We start from the raw sequence: 17,711 nt of genomic DNA on the forward strand, positions 1-17,711 counted from the left end.
TATCAGCATTACTTTTATGGCTTTTACCATCTGTTTCCTCCTGTATCAATTCCCGGATAAGTTTCTTAGCTTTGTTCGCTCGTTTTCCTTGTAATTTGCAGCTGAATACTGTGATTATTTGAACCAGGTCTTCAACAAGTTCCTGCTGTTCCGATTTTTCAGTATTATCAATATTTCCATTTGCATCCCAATTTCGTAATGTCTGAGCAGATACGCCTATAATTTTTGAAAATTCGTGTATAGAATAATATTTACTCAAAGTATCAACTCCTTTCAATAATATTCTAGTCTAATATCTTATAAAACTCAATATCTACTTATATGATTTTATAATTTATCTTTAACTGTTAATGACCTCCCTGTACGAACTGTACATTCTGATTTTTTATTTCTTACGCTTAGACGCGAATAGCACATATTTCCCGTCATATTTTATAGTATAACAGGAAAATATGTGCTATGTGTGAAAATTTTTCTTCTTAAAAAGTTTAAGAATTCTCAAACCTATTCACATGCCGAATCATTTCCCAGCTTCATTACAACCATCGTTCCGATGGATGATAATTTTGTATAGTATGCTATCAAATGTGACTGAATCAGCTCTTCTTCACTATATCTGCCTGAAACAAATACATGTGCCTGTGACCAGATTGCAAATTTTCGAATCACTTTTGAAACAAAGAAATTTCCAATTCCATCATCCGCAATTGATATTTCCGTATACAAAGCATCCTGTATCACTCTGCATCGTATATTTTTTCTACATATCTGTCCTCTTCCAAACTGTATCCAGAAATCCCGGCTGATCTCTATCCCACGCCGCCATCTCAGAATCCAGATGCTTAATAATCTCCTCTCTGTCCTGTGGCAGGACTCCGCTGATCGTAATCAGATTATATGGGTGACTTCCGAAGAAAATGCAGTCATTTATCTTTAATGCACGAAGCAGCATTTTTTCTTCCTCTATCAGTTCACGCTCTGTAAGCTGTACATACTCTCCTTTATCGCAAAGCTCTTCCAGCTCACTTCCGCGTAAAACCGCTGTTGAAAGAGGAGATACACGGTATGGCGGATACTTATTCAGAAGAGCCGCCGTGGCTTCTACACTTTCTTTGCTATGCCCTTTTCCACCAATTCCAAGCATTAAAAGCGCTGAATACTTCATTCCTGCCTCTTTCAGCTTTCCGATATTTTCATAAGCTTCTTCGACCGTAAAGCCCTTATTGATCAGTTTTACCGCCGGGGCATATGCCGTCTCAAGTCCTACATACAGCTCATCATATCCGACACTTTTCAGAAGCTTCAACTCTTCCAGTGATTTTGCTTTCAGATTCTGAATAGAAGCATAGCAGGTAAGTACCTCTACTTCCGGCAGATACTGATGAACCAACTCTGCAATTTTTACAAGTCTGTCGGTCCCAAGTACAAAGGGATCTCCGTTCGTCAGATAGATTCTCGTAATCTTCTCGCCTCTGTCGTGAAGTTCTTTTAAATCCATCTCCACATCTTCAAGCGGCGCAACACGAAACGGTGTCTTCCTGTACATGGTACAAAAAGAACATTTATTATGAGAACAGCCTATTGTAACCTCCAGTCTCTGTACACTGGCTTCCGATGGCGGTCTGTATATCTGTCCTGTCTGGTGCATAGTTTTCACACTCCTTATTTTCATTTATGGCACCGAGGCATTTCCTACAATAACGTCCGCAGAACGTCATATACTTTTGTCCTTTAAATTCAGTTCTATTATAATTTTCTTCATTACCAAAAACAAGCCGGACTTCTTATATGATTCCTTCATACAAAAAGTTCGACTTGTTTGTTTAGTGGACCTGGCGGGAGTTGAACCCGCGTCCGAAAGCCCATCCACCAGAGCTTCTCCCATCACAGTCATTACTTTGACATTCCCTCCATCAGTCACCTAATGACGGGTTACTGATCTTAGTAGCTTCATAAAATCTTCCATTCCCTCAAAGCTTTGAGAACGAAGTGCTCCGTCTGTTTGAAGCCGGTTACTTAAGCAACGGATGACCTAAGGCCGACTGCTGCCGCAATTAGGCAGCGTACGCTAAATTTTCGTCTGCGTTTAATTTTAAAGTGGAACTTTTATCGTAGTGTCCCGCTACGGATGGCTTCCCCAACTTCCAGACCCCCGTCGAAACCAGTACAAGCCCTGAATTACTTCTAAAAATGACGATTGTCGTCAATCCAGTTTACTGGTCGGCAGACGTTTGTATACATATACTAACACTAATACTTCAAAAAATCAAGTCCTATCTATTATACTTTTTCATATTTTTTATCATTTCAGTATTATCTAACAAAAATTCTGTTTTTCGAATCAATATTTTCTCTTTTTCTGACAAATCACATTTATACCTGGCCAGGACAATTTTACTCTTCATCCTCGTCTTCAAGTCCCAGAATCTCTGACAGAACCTGTATGATGATCTCATTTGTACAGGATTTTACATATCCCATCATATGAAGAGAAATCTCATCCTGCTTCTGCCCCTCTGTCAGTTCTGTATTCTTCTTCGTATCCTGAATCAGCTTCACCAGTTGAGGTGTCAGCTCCTCATAAATCTCAACCGTTGTATCTGTCACTAATTTTCTCAAGTCTTCTTTTTTTACAGGTACCATATATTATCCACCTTTTCTACGTCTTTTACAATTCTTATCCACATTTACTGCACATTTTCTTTCATCTTAGCCCAGATTGCGGATTTTAAAGTCACGGCTTGCTTCTCTCTGCTGGTCTTTTTTGGCAATATCCTGTCTCTTGTCATACAGTTTCTTACCTTTTGCCAGACCAATCTCCACTTTTACAAGGCTTCCCTTAAAATATACCTTTAATGGTACGATTGCCATTCCTTTTTCTTTTGTCTTGCCAATCAATTTATTGATCTCTGCTTTGTGCAACATTAGCTTCTTCACACGAAGAGGATCTTTATTAAAGATATTTCCTTTTTCATATGGACTGATATGCATACCATAGATAAATACCTCCCCATTTTCAATGCGGATAAAAGACTCCTTGATGCTGCATTTTCCCATACGAAGTGACTTCACTTCGGTTCCATGAAGCACAATTCCGGCCTCATAAGTATCCAGTATAAAATAATCATGATATGCCTTTTTGTTATTAGCAATCATCTTACCATTCGTCTTCGCCATTTTCTTCGTCCCTCTCCTTCGCAATTACAAAATCAATGGTACGCATCAACCGGTCCGTATCAGCAACTCTTACACGAACTTCCTGTCCAAGCTTGTAGACTTTTCCGGTGCGTTCGCCCACCATCTCATAACGGCTTTCATCGTAATTATAATGGTCATCACGCATATTGGCAACATGAATCAGACCCTCGATCGTATTCGGAAGTTCCACATACATGCCCCATTTCGTCACACTGGAGATTACGCCTGTGTAAACATTTCCAATACGGTCTGACATATATTCTACTTTCTTAAGCTTCACAGTCTCGCGTTCCGCCTCGTCAGCGCGCCGCTCCGTCTCACTGGCATGCTTCGTCACTTCTTCCAATATCTTGCGATAATGTTCCATGCGTTCACCATTCATCCGTCCCCGCAGGTTATCTTTGATGATCCGATGGATCTGAAGATCCGGGTAACGACGAATCGGTGATGTAAAATGTGTATAATAATTCGCTGCCAATCCGAAATGTCCGGAGTTCTCCGGCGTATATCTGGCTTGTTTCATAGAGCGCAGCGCAAGTCGGCTGATCAATGCTTCCTGCGGTGTTCCTTCTACTTTTCCAAGTAATTTCTGAATCTCTTTCGGACGCACTTCATTGGCCCCGATATGCATAGAGAATCCAAAATTATTAATAAATGTTGCAAGCGCCCGGATCTTTTCATCATCTGGAGCTTCATGTACTCTGTATACAAAAGGCATCTCCTGCCAGTAATAATCTTCTGCAACAGTCTCATTTGCCAGAAGCATAAAGTCCTCAATAATCTTTGTCGCAACATTTCGGTCATAAGGTTTGATATCGATTGGATGGCCATTCTCATCAAGAATCATTTTCGTTTCCGGAAAATCGAAATCAATGGAACCTCTCTGTTTTCTTCTGGCTCTCAGAATCTTTGACAGTTCCAGCATACGCTGGAACATCGGCACCAGTTCCTCGTATTCCTGCATTTCTGCCAGATCCTCGTCTTCCAGAATCTTTGCCACACTTGTATAACTCATACGGCGGTCCACATGGATAACCGTCTCTGCAATCTCATGGTCAATGACCATTCCTTTCTGGTCTACTGTCATAATACAGCTAAGCGCCAGACGGTCTTCTCCGGCATTTAACGAACAAATTCCGTTAGACAATGTATGTGGCAGCATCGGAATAACACGGTCTGCCAGATATACACTTGTTCCACGCTTCAGCGCTTCCCGATCCAGCGCACTATTCTCTTGTACATAGTTCGTAACATCAGCAATATGCACACCAAGAATATAATTTTCACCATTTTTCACAACAGACACGGCATCATCAAGATCCTTCGCATCCTCGCCATCAATGGTGACCATCTGCCAGTCACGGATGTCTTTTCTTCCCTGCATGTCTGCCTCACTGACCGGCTTTGATACACGCTCTGCCTGATTCAGCACCTTCTCTGGGAATTCTACCGGAAGATCATATCCTTTTACAATAGACATAATATCTGTTCCCGGATCATTGACATGACCGATAATCTCTACAATCCTTCCTTCCGGACTTCTGCCTTTCTCACCGTAAGAAGTCAGTTCAACTACAACTTTATGCCCGTCTACAGCTTCTTTTGACTTACCCTCTGGAATAAAAATGTCCTGAAGAATTCTCTGGTTATCCGGAATGACAAAGCCATAACTCTTGTTGCCCTTCTTCTGATAAAGACCGACAACTGTTGTAAGACCACGCTCCACAATCTTTACAATCTTACCTTCCCGGCGCTTTCCATCACGATCAGAAGCCTTCGTAATAATCACTTCTACTATGTCACCGTCCAGCGCTCCGCCGGCATCGTCCTCCCCGATAAAAATATCCTGATCCTCCTCAGGAATGATAACAAAACCAAACCCTCTCTGATTCGCACGGTAAGTTCCCTGAAGACGCTTCGCCTCACCTTTACAGTACTTTCCACGCTTACTGAGACAGATCTTACCTTCCTCTTCCAATGATTCCAGCACCTGACGAAGCTCATCCCGCTGCTCCTTATTCACCTGCAGGACCATAGCCATCTCTTTGAACTTCATTGGCACATACATATCATCACAGATAAAATCATATATAATTTTCTTTCTTTTCTCAAATGTCTTATCGCTCATCGCTCCTCCACTGTCAAAAAAAGCACTCCTATACAGGAGTGCTTTTCCTCTTCTCTTAAGCAAATACTTTCAAATTCAACACTGCTGCCAGTACAACAAACAGAATCGCAAGGAACTTTGTAGACTTTACAAGTGCTCCTTCCATTGAACGGCCTTTGTTCTGACCCCAATAAGTATCAGCAATTCCGCTGATAGCTCCAAGTCCTGCAGACTTACCTTCCTGCATCAGTACAATGGCTGTCAATGCGATACAATCTATTGCAAATAAAATCATAAGAACAATTTTTAAAATATCCATTACACACACCTCCTGTAGATAAAACCATATTTAGTTTAGCACAGTAAGGTTGATTTCGCAAGCACTTTATTTTGAGGGGGACGTAGCATTTTGACAAAATGCTACGTCCCCCTCAACGATTAACGGTGTCCCTTTTGTGCAATTATAACATTTTTTCTATCATTTAAATGGATTCTGATATTCTGCCACATCTCCGAGCCGTTCTTCTATCCGTAGAAGCTGGTTGTATTTCTCTACCCGTTCGCTTCTACATGGCGCTCCGGTCTTGATCTGACCTGCCCCTACTGCTACTGCAAGATCTGCTATCAAGGTATCTGCTGTCTCCCCGGAACGGTGTGATACAATCGTTCTGTAACCGGCTTTCTGCGCCATCTCTACCGTATCCAGTGCCTCTGTCAGTGTTCCAATCTGATTCACTTTTATGAGAATTGCATTGGCAACTTCTTTCTCGATTCCTTTTTTTAATCTCTTTGTGTTTGTCACAAACAGATCATCTCCAACAAGCTGTGTGTGCAATCCCAATCTTGTTGTCAGAAGCTCCCATCCATCCCAGTCTTCTTCGTCCAGTGGATCTTCAATCGATACAATTGGGAACTGTTCAATTAACCCTTCATAATAATCGATCAGCTCTTCTGATGACCGAATGACTTTGTAATCTTTTGTCTTACTTTCCCCTTCGAACACATATTTCTTAAAGCTTCTATCATAAAGTTCTGTTGCTGCCACATCAAGTGCCAGTGATACTTCCTCACCTGCCTTATATCCGGCTTCTTCCGTTGCACGCACGATATAGGCAAGTGCTGCCTGGGCATCTGGAAGGTTCGGGGCAAATCCACCTTCATCCCCAACAGCGGTGGATAATTCTTCTTTTTTCAACAATTTTTTCAGAGAATGATAGATTTCTGCACACATACGAAGTCCTTCTTTAAAGTTTTTCGCTCCTACCGGCATAATCATAAATTCCTGAATATCAATGGTGTTGTCGGCATGTCTGCCACCGTTCATAATATTCATCATCGGAACCGGCATACGCTTTGCATTTGCCCCGCCAAGATAGGAATAGAGTGGAAGTCCTATCGCAGTCGCCGCCGCCCTTGCTGTTGCCATGGATACGCCTAACATAGCATTGGCTCCCAAGTTTGATTTATCCCCTGTACCATCTAAACCTATAAGAAATGTATCTAAAGCTGCCTGGTCAAATACGTTCATTCCGATAATACCAGGTGCAATCTTTGCATTCACATGATCTACCGCCCGTTCCACACCAAGCCCGGCGTATCTTTTTTCCCCGTCACGTAATTCCAGTGCTTCAAACTGACCTGTGGAAGCGCCCGACGGTACACTTGCCCGTCCGCAGAATTCATCTCCTGCCAGCACTTCCACTTCTATCGTCGGATTCCCGCGGGAATCTAATATTTCTCTTGCGTATACATCTGTAATTGGCAGATATTTATACATACTGATGCCCTCCTTTTCGTAGAGATAGTATGCGCCAAATCTGCCAAATCATGCTCTTATTTACATTTGTTCAAAAAACTGGTCAATAACTTCTTTCCAGTCACCTTTGCATATAATGTGATGATTACTAATTGGGTATTTAGCAAAATATTCTGTTCCATCTTCCAAATATAATTTCATCTGTGTTCTGCACAAATCTTTCCTATGCATTGTTTCTAGCAAAGTAGCTCTTCCTGCATAGTATCTTTTCATTGTTTCATCACATTTAAAAATTGTCATTTCCTGCGATTCAAGATTTCCTGCTACTGCTACTCCAACTCCAGATTCAAAATGAGTGGTAAGATTATAATCATCCGGCATATCAATCGGCAATGTACAATGTGCAAAGATGATTTCTTTCTTTTCAGAATCCATACAGCTTGGATTGGCCATAAAGCCTGACCCGCCTGTTAAAGCATTTAAAATTACCATACTAATCAGACTTTTTTGATCGCCTTCACATGCAGCAGGAATTCCCTCAGCATTTAGTATTGCAAGCGCCAGGCATCCCGTTGTATGTACTGCTTTTAATAAATCAAAGCATCTTACCGTCACAGCATTCAAATCGTATTTTTTTATTAACCTTTTTAAAGCACCATACACATTTAATGCTTTTTCCGTTTCTTCTAAATTATAACCTTTTTCCAATAACTGTTGTGTATATTTATTCTCTATATATCCACCATCCCTGTATTCATCAATCAATTCATTTAAATCATATATTTCCATAATTGCACCAGTTGCAGACTGAAACATTTGAAACTCCACATTACTTGCAATCAGACCACCTGGTTCTCCAAAACATCCCAGTCTCATTCCATTTAATTTCTTTTTCGCATTTGCTGTCCGCAATAATATATGTAATCTTTTGGATATTTCTTCATAAGAACCATGAAGAATCTCTCCTTCCAATCCTTGTTCCTGTAAAAAACCCATAATTTCCATTGCAGCTGCTAGTGAATTATAAGCTGGTGTTGTTAATAAAATATACGGTTCTTTTACTTGTTTGTATACTTCTTTAAATCCCGGTTCCGCACCACCAGAGGCTATAAAGTAAACCGAAAGAGCCTGATTCTTTACCTCTTCGATTTCCCGACAGACTACCGGCATTCCCAATACTTTCCCAAGCTCTTTCAAATAATTTTCACTGTATTCTGGAATATGCGGATCATTACAATCCGGAGGTCCCATCAAAAATTTTACCTTTAATTCTTCCATAGTCAAATTATCCTTCCTATTTAAAATTGTAAAATACCCCGCCAATCCATGGCGGGGCAAAACTTATTTCACTTTCAAAGTACGGTATATATATTCTTTATATTTGTCCGCATATAGTTTACTACATATATATACATTTGGTTCTTTTCCAGTAACATTATTTACATCTACCAGTACAGCACCATAACTTGGTCCGGCTGATACATCAACTTCACAGTAATATTTTTCACACTTCTCAATACATTCAGGATAAAGCGCTGCTGACATTGCAGATGGATCTGCCATATCCAGATAATCGTCTCCAAACCGTTCCCGATTCATTTCCAGGAGATTTTTATTACAGTCAATGACAAATTTCCCTAACTTTCCACTTTCCCGAATCTCCTTGATTTCTTTTGGATTTAACATGCAGTCTCCAAGACATGCATCCCAGCCTACAAAAATAATATTGTCCAAACCTGATTCTGTAACAATCTTCGCCGCTTCTGCATCCTGCCAGATATTAAATTCTGCTACTGGAGTTACATTTCCATCTCCGAGTCCTGCGGTTCCCATAATCACAATACGTCCAGCTTTTTTCATAACTTCATAATCCAGACGAATTGCAATTGCAAGGTTTGTCAATGGTCCAAGCGCTACAATATCAATCTCACCTGGTTCACTGTTTCTTAACGCTTCTATTAATTTTATAACACCATTTCCTTCTGCAGCTTTCAGTCGTTTCGGCACAAGTCCAATATCTCCCATGCCATCTTGTCCATGGGTCTCATATGCACACTCTAATTCACGTAGCAGCATTTTTTCACATCCCATATAAACCGGAGGCTCATAAGTTCCTGCATATTCGATTGTAGTGAGTGTATTAATTGTCGCCTGTTGTACCGGTACATTACCAGATACCGTTGTTATCAGTTGAATCTCATAGGTCAGATCATTGAGTGCCATCGCAATCGCCATTGCATCATCAGACCCACAATCTGTATCAATAATGATTTTCTTTTTTTCTTTTTCCATCATTCAACTCCTCCCTGTCTTCTTATAATTAATTGTTATAAACGGAGTTTATTTTCCTGCTTTTTTCTTATCTTCTTCAATTAAAATTTTGATTGCATCGCATGCAAGTTCAATTGTATGGTCATTCATACTTCCATAAGCCATAATTGCTCCTGCTCTCACTCCACGAATCATGGATACAATAAATAATGCTGCTGTCTCCATCTCTGAAGCCATAACACCGCTCTTTTCCCATGCTTCCCATCTCTGATGAAGTCTTCCGCTGTTTGGCATACTGTCCGGATCATGCTGACCATAGAAAGAATCCTTTGACTGAGCCACTCCTTCTGCAAATTTATAGCCTTTTGCTTCACAGGCTCTTGCAAGAGCATCTGTCACATGACGGTCTGCCATTGCCGGATATTCAATCGGTACATAATGAACTGTCGTGCCTTCATCTCTGACTGCACCTGTAATAATAACACCTTCCAGACTTTCATCATAACTTTCCGGGCAGATTCTTCCACAAGTACCTACACGGATAAATGTTTCAGCACCACAATGGATCAGTTCCTCTATCGCAATTGCTGCAGAAGGTCCTCCCATTCCTGTACTTGTAACAGATACTTTCTCGCCGTTTAATGTTCCCGTCCATGTCTTATGCTCACGATTATGGGCAACCAATACTGGATCATCAAACATTTGTGCAATTGCATCTGTACGGAATGGATCACCCGGCACCAACACATATTTTCCCACATCACCTTTTTTACATTGAATATGATATTGTTTTCCTTCTTCATTTAATACTTCTTTACTCTGAATTGCCATTACAAATCCTCCTCTTCTGAAGTGTTCATGCGAAGTACAATTGCTGCCAGGATACTGACCGCACTCATAATAATGACATATACATACGCAATTCTCACTCCCCATAACCCTACCATTGCACCTGTAATTACAGGTGTCAAAATATCAGAGCCGCCACCGGCTGTTCCCATAAGCGATGCCGCTCTACTGACATGTTTATAATCAATCCTTGTCGCAATTGTCACATAGACGCTGAACAATACTCCGAGGAAGAATCCTGCAATTGCAAGGCATGCAAAATATACCGGAATCTGATCCACTAAAAGCATCAGAATAATTGCTACAACACCACCAACACTATTGACCAGCAATACTGTCTGCTCCCTTACTTTTCTTAAGATTACAACAAATGCCATAGAGCCAACAAAACAGCCCACATTATATACTGTCAGCATGAATGCTGCTGTTGAAGATGCAATTCCCAGACTTTCTGCAAAACTTGACGTATAAGTCATAATTCCATTGACAACTGCACAGTATGCAATATCTCCAACAATAATTGCTCCAAATGCTACGCTCATTTTCTTTGCCCGAAGCGGTTTTACTTGTTGTTCCTGTTCCTCTTCTCCTTCCTGTTTTGCTCCCTGTATTTCTTTTTTTGCAAATGGAATACAGCAAAGCATAACCACAGGCACAATCATCAGAATATAATAGGAATAATAAAATGGTAGTTTTCCCGACAGCATAATTCCAACGAGGAACGGTGTAGTGAAATTGCCAAGGCCAAAAAATGCCTGTCCTGCACTCATTGCTCCTGCGTAAGTATCATGAAATGCCATACTTAATAATACCGGGCACACTGTATCTTGCGTTCCCATTCCGGCTCCACCAAGAAATGCAAAAGCCAAACCTGCATAATATACAGGCACAGTGGGTATTCCGATTAAGAATGCTCCAATCAGCACGGTTCCGACTGCCAGTACTTTTATTGGTCCAAACTTTTCCACCATCCTTCCTGTAAAATATACAGTAAGAACTCGTCCTAACGCATAAGCAGAACCAAGAAGTACTACTTTATCTAATGCAATCCCATACATCTTTACCAGATGGGACAAACTGCTTCCTACTACAATGCAGGCCGCCCCGGTCAAAAAGTACAACGCAAATGCCAGAAATGCTACCATTTTGTATTTATTCTGTTTTTTTAACATTGACTCATAATCCCTTCTACTGCGTCTGCGATACTGATGACATTACCACCAATATTCAACGCTTTACATACTCTGCTGACATACGGCTGCTTCAGCATTGCATGCTCCAAAGACTCAAAATCCCAAAAAATTTCTTTTGGTGTCCCTGACCGGACAACTTTTTTCTTCGCCATTACAATCACCTTATCAAAGTTGGCAGCTACAAACTCCATATCATGAGAAATTGTAATAACAGTTTTTCCCTGTCCATGTAACACCTTCAAAATCTCACTTAATTTTTTGTTTCCTTCCACATCCTGACCGGCCGTTGGCTCATCAAAAATTAAAATTTCTGTTCCCATCGCAATTACGGCTGCAATGGTTACAAATTTTCTCATGGAAAGAGGTAAATTCATTGGATTTTCATCCTTAAATTCTTCCATGCCCGTAATTTCAAGTGCCTCCTGCACTCTCCGGTCTTCCTCTGCAGGATCTAGTTTCATAGTTTTTGGTCCATAACGAACCTCACTTTCAACTGTTGCATGGAAAATCTGATCATCTGGATTTTGGAATACGTATCCAACTACCCTTGATACTTGTGCAGTTGTATAATCTTTTGTATTCATATCTCCAATTAGAACGTCCCCTTCTGTTGGTTTTAGAAGTCCATTCATCATCTTCACAGTGGTTGTTTTTCCGGCGCCATTCTGACCAACGATTGCTACATTTTCACCACTTTTTATTTCCATATTAATGTGATCAACTGCCAAAAATCCACCTGGATAGGAAAAACTTACATCTTTTAAAATCAAATCACTCATACCTATCCCCTCTTTTCTTTCATAGCCTGACCAATCATCTCAATGGCCTGTTTTTCAGTTACCGGAATTTTAGTAAATGGAAGTCCTGCTTTCTGAAGCTTTACTGCCAGAAGAACGACCTGTGGTAATGCCACTCCTTTTTCCATGAGTGTAATATCTGTTAATATTTCATTCTTATCCCCCACTGCGATCAATTCTCCATCTTTCAGAACAAGAACATCATCCGCATACTCTGCAATCAGATCAATCTTATGCTCCACGAGAATAATGGTCTTCTGCTTATCTTTCATTGCCTTAATAATTGCAAATACACTCTCTGTTCCCTCTGGATCCAACTGACTGGTCGGTTCATCAATAATCAGAATATCCGGCTCCAGAACTATAACTGACGCAAGCGCAACTCTCTGCATTTGTCCACCAGATAATTCAAACGGATTCTTCTCTGCCAGTGATTCAATGTTCGTCATCTTCATAACCTCGATTACCCGGCGCTCGATTTCTTCTACCGGAACACCAAAGTTTTCAAGTCCATAGGCAACTTCTTCAAATACAGTATCCTTAACTCCGCTAATTTGCGTGAATGGATTTTGAAAAACAAATCCTATTTTCTGCGAGAGTTCTCCACCATACTCATTGATGTTCTTTCCTTCTACAAGAACTTCTCCTTTTATTTCTCCTTTATAAAAACTTGGAGCAAATCCTCGCAGTAAAGCACATAATGTCGTCTTACCTGATCCATTTTCACCAATGACTCCGTAAAACTTTCCTCTTTCAATCTGTAAATTTAAATGCTTAATTGCAGGTTCTGTTGTTAGTGGATAAGAATAGTCAACATTTTTACATTCCATTATAATATCCATAATGCCACCCTCCCTGCGATCACTAATATTGTGACTACAACTGATGCAATTTTAACAGTACTTTCCAGGCCTGATTTTTCGAGATTAAACATATGTGTTTTTTCACACTGCATCGAAAATCCTCTAGCTTCCAGTGTTAAAACTCTTTCTTCTGATCCAATTACAGCACCGAGGATCAGTGGAACCAATGTTGGGAAAAATGCTTTCGCACGTACGATTATATTTCCTTCTGTTTCGACACCTCTGGCTTTCTGAGCATTCATAATTGTTTTGCTATTGCCACTCAGAATATCTATCATAGATAAGGAAGATGTAAACACATATACTGCCTTATAATTCATTCCAGATTCTTCCAATGCTCTTGCAATTTCTTTGTTACTTGTCGTCTGGAAATACCAGACAAAAATTCCCGCTATATCCATAACCATAAACGATAATGAAATCGCTGTACGAAGTCCCTTCTCACAGATTCTTAAAATACCGAATCTCCACAATACTTCACCACCAGGAACAATGAATGTCTGTACTACAAAAATTACAAGTGCTATAAATGCTACAGCCTTAAATGCTTTCACGCACTTTTTCATTGCTCCACTTGTAGCACATAGAATCAGCACTACTAAAAACCATGGAATCACCGCCAATGACAATCCGACTTCCGTCAAATGTATGGAATTTAAAATAAACGTACAAACTGTATACAGAATAACCACCCATAATTTTGCCCCCGGATGAAGTCCTGCAAGCTTATTTTCTTTATGTATCTGTATCTTTTCCAAATATGATTTTTCCATATCTATCCCCTTCTCAGGTCATCATCATTTTTTTGTAAGAAGTATCCAGGAGGGTCTGTCTTACTTCTTCTCTTTGATATAGTTACTTCCACAACCGAACTTAACAAGTGTTCTTGGTGGAATTACTTTTATAACTGCCCAGCAGATCAAGAATGAAATAATACGGTCTAATACCTGGAATACTCCTTCTGTACCGAAAAATGCTGCCCAGATGTTGGCTCCTGCTGCCATTGCGGCTGCTGTGATAATAGATGTACCTCCACCTGTAACTCCACCGTATACAAGTACAACAATTGGTGCTGAAACAATAATGGATACCCAAGCCATTACAAACATAGAAATCAGCCATTTCCACCACACACTGAACATCTGTTTTCTGGCAAGAAAACCTGTTACCAAACCTGCAATTACATTAACTGGAATAAACGCAAAGTTTACTGGATTTGCGATACCTGTGACAACATTGGTTAAACCTCCGGTCACTGCCCCAACCCATGGACCGCAAAGCATAGCAGCAAAAATTGTTCCGATTGTGTCAAGATACATTGGAAGCTTCAAAATAGATGCTAACTGCCCTCCAACAAAGTTAACTGCTACTCCGACTGGAATAATCAGTAACGCTAACATTGAAAAATCTTCTTTAATTGAATATTTCTTTTTCTCCATTCCTATGTCCTCCTTCATTTCCCTGTGCATTCTCTGCATTTTCTAAAAATCCTTTACCCCTCCTGGCATCTCTTCCAGATAGTATTGTCAACATTTTCACGTTTTTCCTTATTTAATGTCTGACTTTACTTGACTTCAATATAACATAGTCGTATAATTTTAAAAATGACAGTTGTCATCTTTTATTATATTTTTTCACAATATCTAGTTATTAAAAATGGAGGTTTCTATAGATCATGTACAAAAATACAAAAAAAGCTCTGGAAATCATCTTAAAAGAAGAGTATGATAAAGAAAATCCTTTACAATCATTTACGCATCTTAACCTTGGCAACCAGCTTCTCACTGTCCCCAAAGGAGAAACGATACTTTACCAGGGCGATTCTGCTGAATATTTTTATATTCTGCTTTCCGGTCATACGGTTATAATGAATCAGATTTCTTTCAGTACAAATGATATCATCGACTATGTTGAGCCGCCACATATTCTGGGATTAATGGAGTACATCAACAAGGATTCTTTTTATACAGCTTTTGTTGTAGCTGACACAGCATGTGTCCTTTTCCGTGTAAATGCAAAAGAATTCATGGACTTTATTCAACAAGATGCGAAACTCTGCTATCAAACACTTATAATCACTGCTCATATAGCAAGTTCCAATATGGATCGTGCAGAAACACACAGAATTTTCCCGACCAAAGATATCCTAGGGCATTACCTGTACAGACAGGCATGTTACAAACTGCCATATACATGCCCGTTAACGAGAAAGGGATTAGCAAATAAGCTCAATATCAATTTGCGCACCCTTTATCGTTATCTGGACTATATGGAAAAACATAATTATATCACTTTACACAAAGGAAAGATTATAATTAATCAGGAACAAATGGAACAGCTTTCTTTGCGTTATGGTGATGTTATCATCTAATCGGAGGTTTTATATATGAAAAAAATTATTTTTGTATCACATTGTATTTTGAACACTGCCTCAAAAGTTGTTCTTTATAATCAGGCTGACATGGACGCCGAAGAAAATCTCAGAAAAAAATTCATGCACAAAGCAATTGATCAGGAAGTACAGATCATTCAACTGCCTTGTCCAGAATTTACATTATATGGTCCAAAACGCTGGGGACATGTTAGCAATCAGTTCGACAATACTTTTTTTCGCGATCATTGTCGTAAAATTCTTGCTCCGTGTATTCAACAACTCAAAGAATATCTGGCAAATGAAGACTGGTTCGAAGTGTTGGGAATTGTTGGGGTAGACGGCAGTCCAAGCTGTGGTGTTGACTACACCTGTTGCGCTGACTGGTATGGGTCATTTGAATGCCGTGAAGGACTGGATAAAACTTTCAACGAATGCACTCTTGAGAAAAAATCAGGAATCTTTATGCAGGTGTTAAAAGAAATGCTGAAAGAAAACGGGTTGTCGGATAAAGTGAAAGTAACTTCTCTCTTTGCACCAGAGCCTGAAAAATGTTTAGAAATACTGGATAAATAATCGTTATAGAAAAAAGCCCCGGCACAACACCGGGGCTTAAAATTTCTTTATTTCTTTTTTACAAAGCATCTTTTCTTGAAAAATGAAATTCCATAGCACAAGATTTCATCATAATCATCTTCATATTCTGACGCATACATTTTTTTATTAATCTGCTCGATTGCCCGGTCGCAATCCCGTTCCATTTCTTCACGACTTTTTGAATACTTTGCTTCAAATATTGCAACTCTGGCATTCATTGAATCATAGACCACAACATCACTGCGTCCTTCGCCGTGCTCTTTATTCGATTCCACCATATAACCGGCTCCGGCAAATATGCCTGCGAGAAATGCATGATAAAAATCTTCTCTGTAATCATGATAACTGATTGTCTTTCGGAGAAGTTTGCTCATTTCCAGAGTGATTTCTCCGCTATCTCCTTCCCACACTGCATCAAACAGATGTTTTCTATCCCAGATTTTTGCACTGTCCTCAAACCATCTTTTTATGGTCGTCTCAAATATCTCCCTGATTTCTACATTTGGAATCTTGAGTGCGTATGTTTCTTCTGGCAATGTACCGCTGTATTCATCATCTTTTGCTTTTGTCAGATATCCAGTCAGATATAAAAGACTCCAAAGATTCTCCTCTGATGAGTTCAAATAATCATATGTGATTCCTTCATCCACCTTCTGAACAATACTTCCACCGCCAAGAAGTGTTTCAAACTTTTCTGTGATATTGCTTCCTGCATGATCAATAAATGATCGGATTACTGCATTATCACTTGTATTCTTCCAGTAACTTGCCGGTTTTGCATCCGGATTATGTTGAAGCTCCTGAAAATAATTCATTACATCCCATGGACAATATACATCACATTCGCCAAAATGATAACCGTCATACCATTCTTTCACCTGTCCGGCATATTCTGTAACTCCTGCATCGCTTAAGATTTTATCAACGTCTTTCTGCGTAAATCCGAAATATTCATCCAATCTTGCATCTGTAATTGTATCCAGAACAAAGTTATTTGTTCCTGTAAAAATGCTTTCTTTGGAGATTCGAAGGCAGCCAGTCACAATTGAAAAACAAAGTGCTGAATTATCTTTTAGTGCGGTCGTCATCATCGCTTTGATAACTTCCAGCATCTGTTCATAATACCCATGACTGCTTGCTTTTGCCAAAGGAACATCATACTCATCTAATAAAAGAATTGCCTGTTTCCCATAATATTTGTTCATGAGCTGAAGGAGCAACTGTAATGACCTTGTCACTTCCACTTCTCCTGCTGCCTGTTTTCTTATTCTCTCATATATCTGCCGCTCATTGTCGCTTATATGTTCGCCATCTAAAAGATATGCATATTCTTCATATAATCGTCCAATTTCATATTTCAATTGTCCATAAGCACTGTCAAAACTTAAACCATCTACATTTTTAAATGTGAGAAATACAGTCGGCCGCTGGTTCTGCCATGCATGACACAATTTCTCATGATTGGAAATTTCCAACCCTTGAAATATTTTTCTGCTGTCTTTTTCTATATTGAAAAATTCAGCCAGCATACTCATTCCAAGGGTCTTTCCAAAACGTCTCGGACGTGTAATCAGTGTCACTTCTGTTCCAGGGTTCTTCAATACTTCACAGATCAGTCCCGTTTTATCGATATAATAGTATTCATTTTCTCGTATCTTCGAAAAATCTGATATTCCGACCGGGAAATCTATTTTTTTCATACCGCTCCC

Annotated in this window: 18 protein-coding genes, 1 other RNA gene and 2 pseudogenes; 2 read left to right on the forward strand and 19 right to left on the reverse strand. The window is 39.7% G+C overall.

What is annotated here, in order from left to right; translation table 11 throughout:
- The 18 genes and pseudogenes from C7E02_RS13415 to C7E02_RS13495 all read right to left on the reverse strand — a co-directional run.
- Positions 1-172, reverse strand: a pseudogene (locus C7E02_RS13415) (IS607 family transposase); the annotation flags it as partial.
- A gap of 24 nt (positions 173-196) precedes the next feature.
- Positions 197-277, reverse strand: a pseudogene (locus tag C7E02_RS20290) (hypothetical protein); the annotation flags it as partial.
- Positions 278-504: 227 nt separating this feature from the next.
- Entirely contained in the window at positions 505-726 is a 222-nt protein-coding gene (locus C7E02_RS13420; RefSeq protein ID WP_005337002.1) for a hypothetical protein, read from the reverse strand.
- 34 nt (positions 727-760) lie between these two features.
- Complete coding sequence (locus tag C7E02_RS13425; protein ID WP_105309854.1) at positions 761-1,648, reverse strand: radical SAM protein; 888 nt, start codon at positions 1,646-1,648, stop codon at positions 761-763.
- 176 nt (positions 1,649-1,824) lie between these two features.
- Positions 1,825-2,174: a transfer-messenger RNA gene (ssrA, locus tag C7E02_RS13430) on the reverse strand.
- Positions 2,175-2,394: 220 nt separating this feature from the next.
- Positions 2,395-2,643: a hypothetical protein gene (locus C7E02_RS13435; RefSeq protein WP_005334533.1), complete on the reverse strand. Its 249-nt coding sequence runs from the start codon at positions 2,641-2,643 to the stop codon at positions 2,395-2,397.
- A 66-nt stretch (positions 2,644-2,709) separates the two neighbouring features.
- A complete protein-coding gene (gene smpB, locus C7E02_RS13440; RefSeq protein ID WP_005336994.1) occupies positions 2,710-3,177 on the reverse strand; it encodes an SsrA-binding protein SmpB in 468 nt (155 codons plus the stop codon).
- Complete coding sequence (rnr, locus tag C7E02_RS13445; RefSeq protein WP_105309855.1) at positions 3,158-5,326, reverse strand: ribonuclease R; 2,169 nt, start codon at positions 5,324-5,326, stop codon at positions 3,158-3,160. Before rnr ends, smpB begins: the two co-directional genes overlap by 20 nt.
- 55 nt (positions 5,327-5,381) lie before the next feature.
- Complete coding sequence (gene secG / locus C7E02_RS13450; protein ID WP_005336987.1) at positions 5,382-5,624, reverse strand: preprotein translocase subunit SecG; 243 nt, start codon at positions 5,622-5,624, stop codon at positions 5,382-5,384.
- A 159-nt stretch (positions 5,625-5,783) separates the two neighbouring features.
- Positions 5,784-7,082 carry a phosphopyruvate hydratase gene (eno, locus tag C7E02_RS13455; protein WP_022279365.1) on the reverse strand — a complete coding sequence of 433 codons (1,299 nt, stop codon included), beginning with the start codon at positions 7,080-7,082 and terminating at the stop codon, positions 5,784-5,786.
- A 60-nt stretch (positions 7,083-7,142) separates the two neighbouring features.
- Entirely contained in the window at positions 7,143-8,339 is a 1,197-nt protein-coding gene (locus C7E02_RS13460; protein WP_022279366.1) for a hypothetical protein, read from the reverse strand.
- A gap of 63 nt (positions 8,340-8,402) precedes the next feature.
- Positions 8,403-9,356, reverse strand: coding sequence for a nucleoside hydrolase (locus tag C7E02_RS13465; RefSeq protein WP_105309856.1), 954 nt, complete (start codon positions 9,354-9,356; stop codon positions 8,403-8,405).
- A 45-nt stretch (positions 9,357-9,401) separates the two neighbouring features.
- Positions 9,402-10,163 (reverse strand): nucleoside phosphorylase, encoded by a 762-nt coding sequence (locus C7E02_RS13470; RefSeq protein ID WP_022279368.1) that lies wholly within the window; start codon positions 10,161-10,163, stop codon positions 9,402-9,404.
- On the reverse strand, positions 10,163-11,353 hold the full coding sequence (locus tag C7E02_RS13475; protein WP_105309857.1) for an MFS transporter: 1,191 nt from the start codon (positions 11,351-11,353) through the stop codon (positions 10,163-10,165). The genes C7E02_RS13470 and C7E02_RS13475 overlap by 1 nt, the downstream gene beginning before the upstream one ends.
- Entirely contained in the window at positions 11,347-12,153 is an 807-nt protein-coding gene (locus C7E02_RS13480) for an energy-coupling factor ABC transporter ATP-binding protein (protein WP_029730750.1), read from the reverse strand. Before C7E02_RS13480 ends, C7E02_RS13475 begins: the two co-directional genes overlap by 7 nt.
- 2 nt (positions 12,154-12,155) lie before the next feature.
- Positions 12,156-13,013: an energy-coupling factor ABC transporter ATP-binding protein gene (locus tag C7E02_RS13485; RefSeq protein ID WP_029730751.1), complete on the reverse strand. Its 858-nt coding sequence runs from the start codon at positions 13,011-13,013 to the stop codon at positions 12,156-12,158.
- A complete protein-coding gene (locus C7E02_RS13490; protein WP_049946449.1) occupies positions 13,001-13,807 on the reverse strand; it encodes an energy-coupling factor transporter transmembrane component T in 807 nt (268 codons plus the stop codon). Before C7E02_RS13490 ends, C7E02_RS13485 begins: the two co-directional genes overlap by 13 nt.
- 60 nt (positions 13,808-13,867) lie before the next feature.
- The gene (locus C7E02_RS13495; protein WP_022279373.1) at positions 13,868-14,473 is read right to left on the reverse strand and encodes an ECF transporter S component; all 606 of its coding nucleotides are present in this window, start codon (positions 14,471-14,473) and stop codon (positions 13,868-13,870) included.
- Between the two features lie 236 nt (positions 14,474-14,709).
- Here C7E02_RS13495 and C7E02_RS13500 point away from each other — a divergent pair, with 236 nt between their 5' ends.
- Entirely contained in the window at positions 14,710-15,405 is a 696-nt protein-coding gene (locus C7E02_RS13500) for a Crp/Fnr family transcriptional regulator (protein ID WP_049946450.1), read from the forward strand.
- Between the two features lie 15 nt (positions 15,406-15,420).
- Complete coding sequence (locus C7E02_RS13505; RefSeq protein ID WP_029730754.1) at positions 15,421-15,981, forward strand: CD3072 family TudS-related putative desulfidase; 561 nt, start codon at positions 15,421-15,423, stop codon at positions 15,979-15,981.
- Between the two features lie 47 nt (positions 15,982-16,028).
- Here the strand turns inward: C7E02_RS13505 and C7E02_RS13510 are convergent, their stop codons facing one another.
- On the reverse strand, positions 16,029-17,702 hold the full coding sequence (locus C7E02_RS13510; protein ID WP_105309858.1) for an AAA family ATPase: 1,674 nt from the start codon (positions 17,700-17,702) through the stop codon (positions 16,029-16,031).
- Between the last annotated feature and the right edge of the window lie 9 nt (positions 17,703-17,711).

Source organism: Dorea sp. Marseille-P4042 (genome assembly GCF_900290215.1).
GTDB lineage: Bacteria > Bacillota > Clostridia > Lachnospirales > Lachnospiraceae > Dorea > Dorea formicigenerans.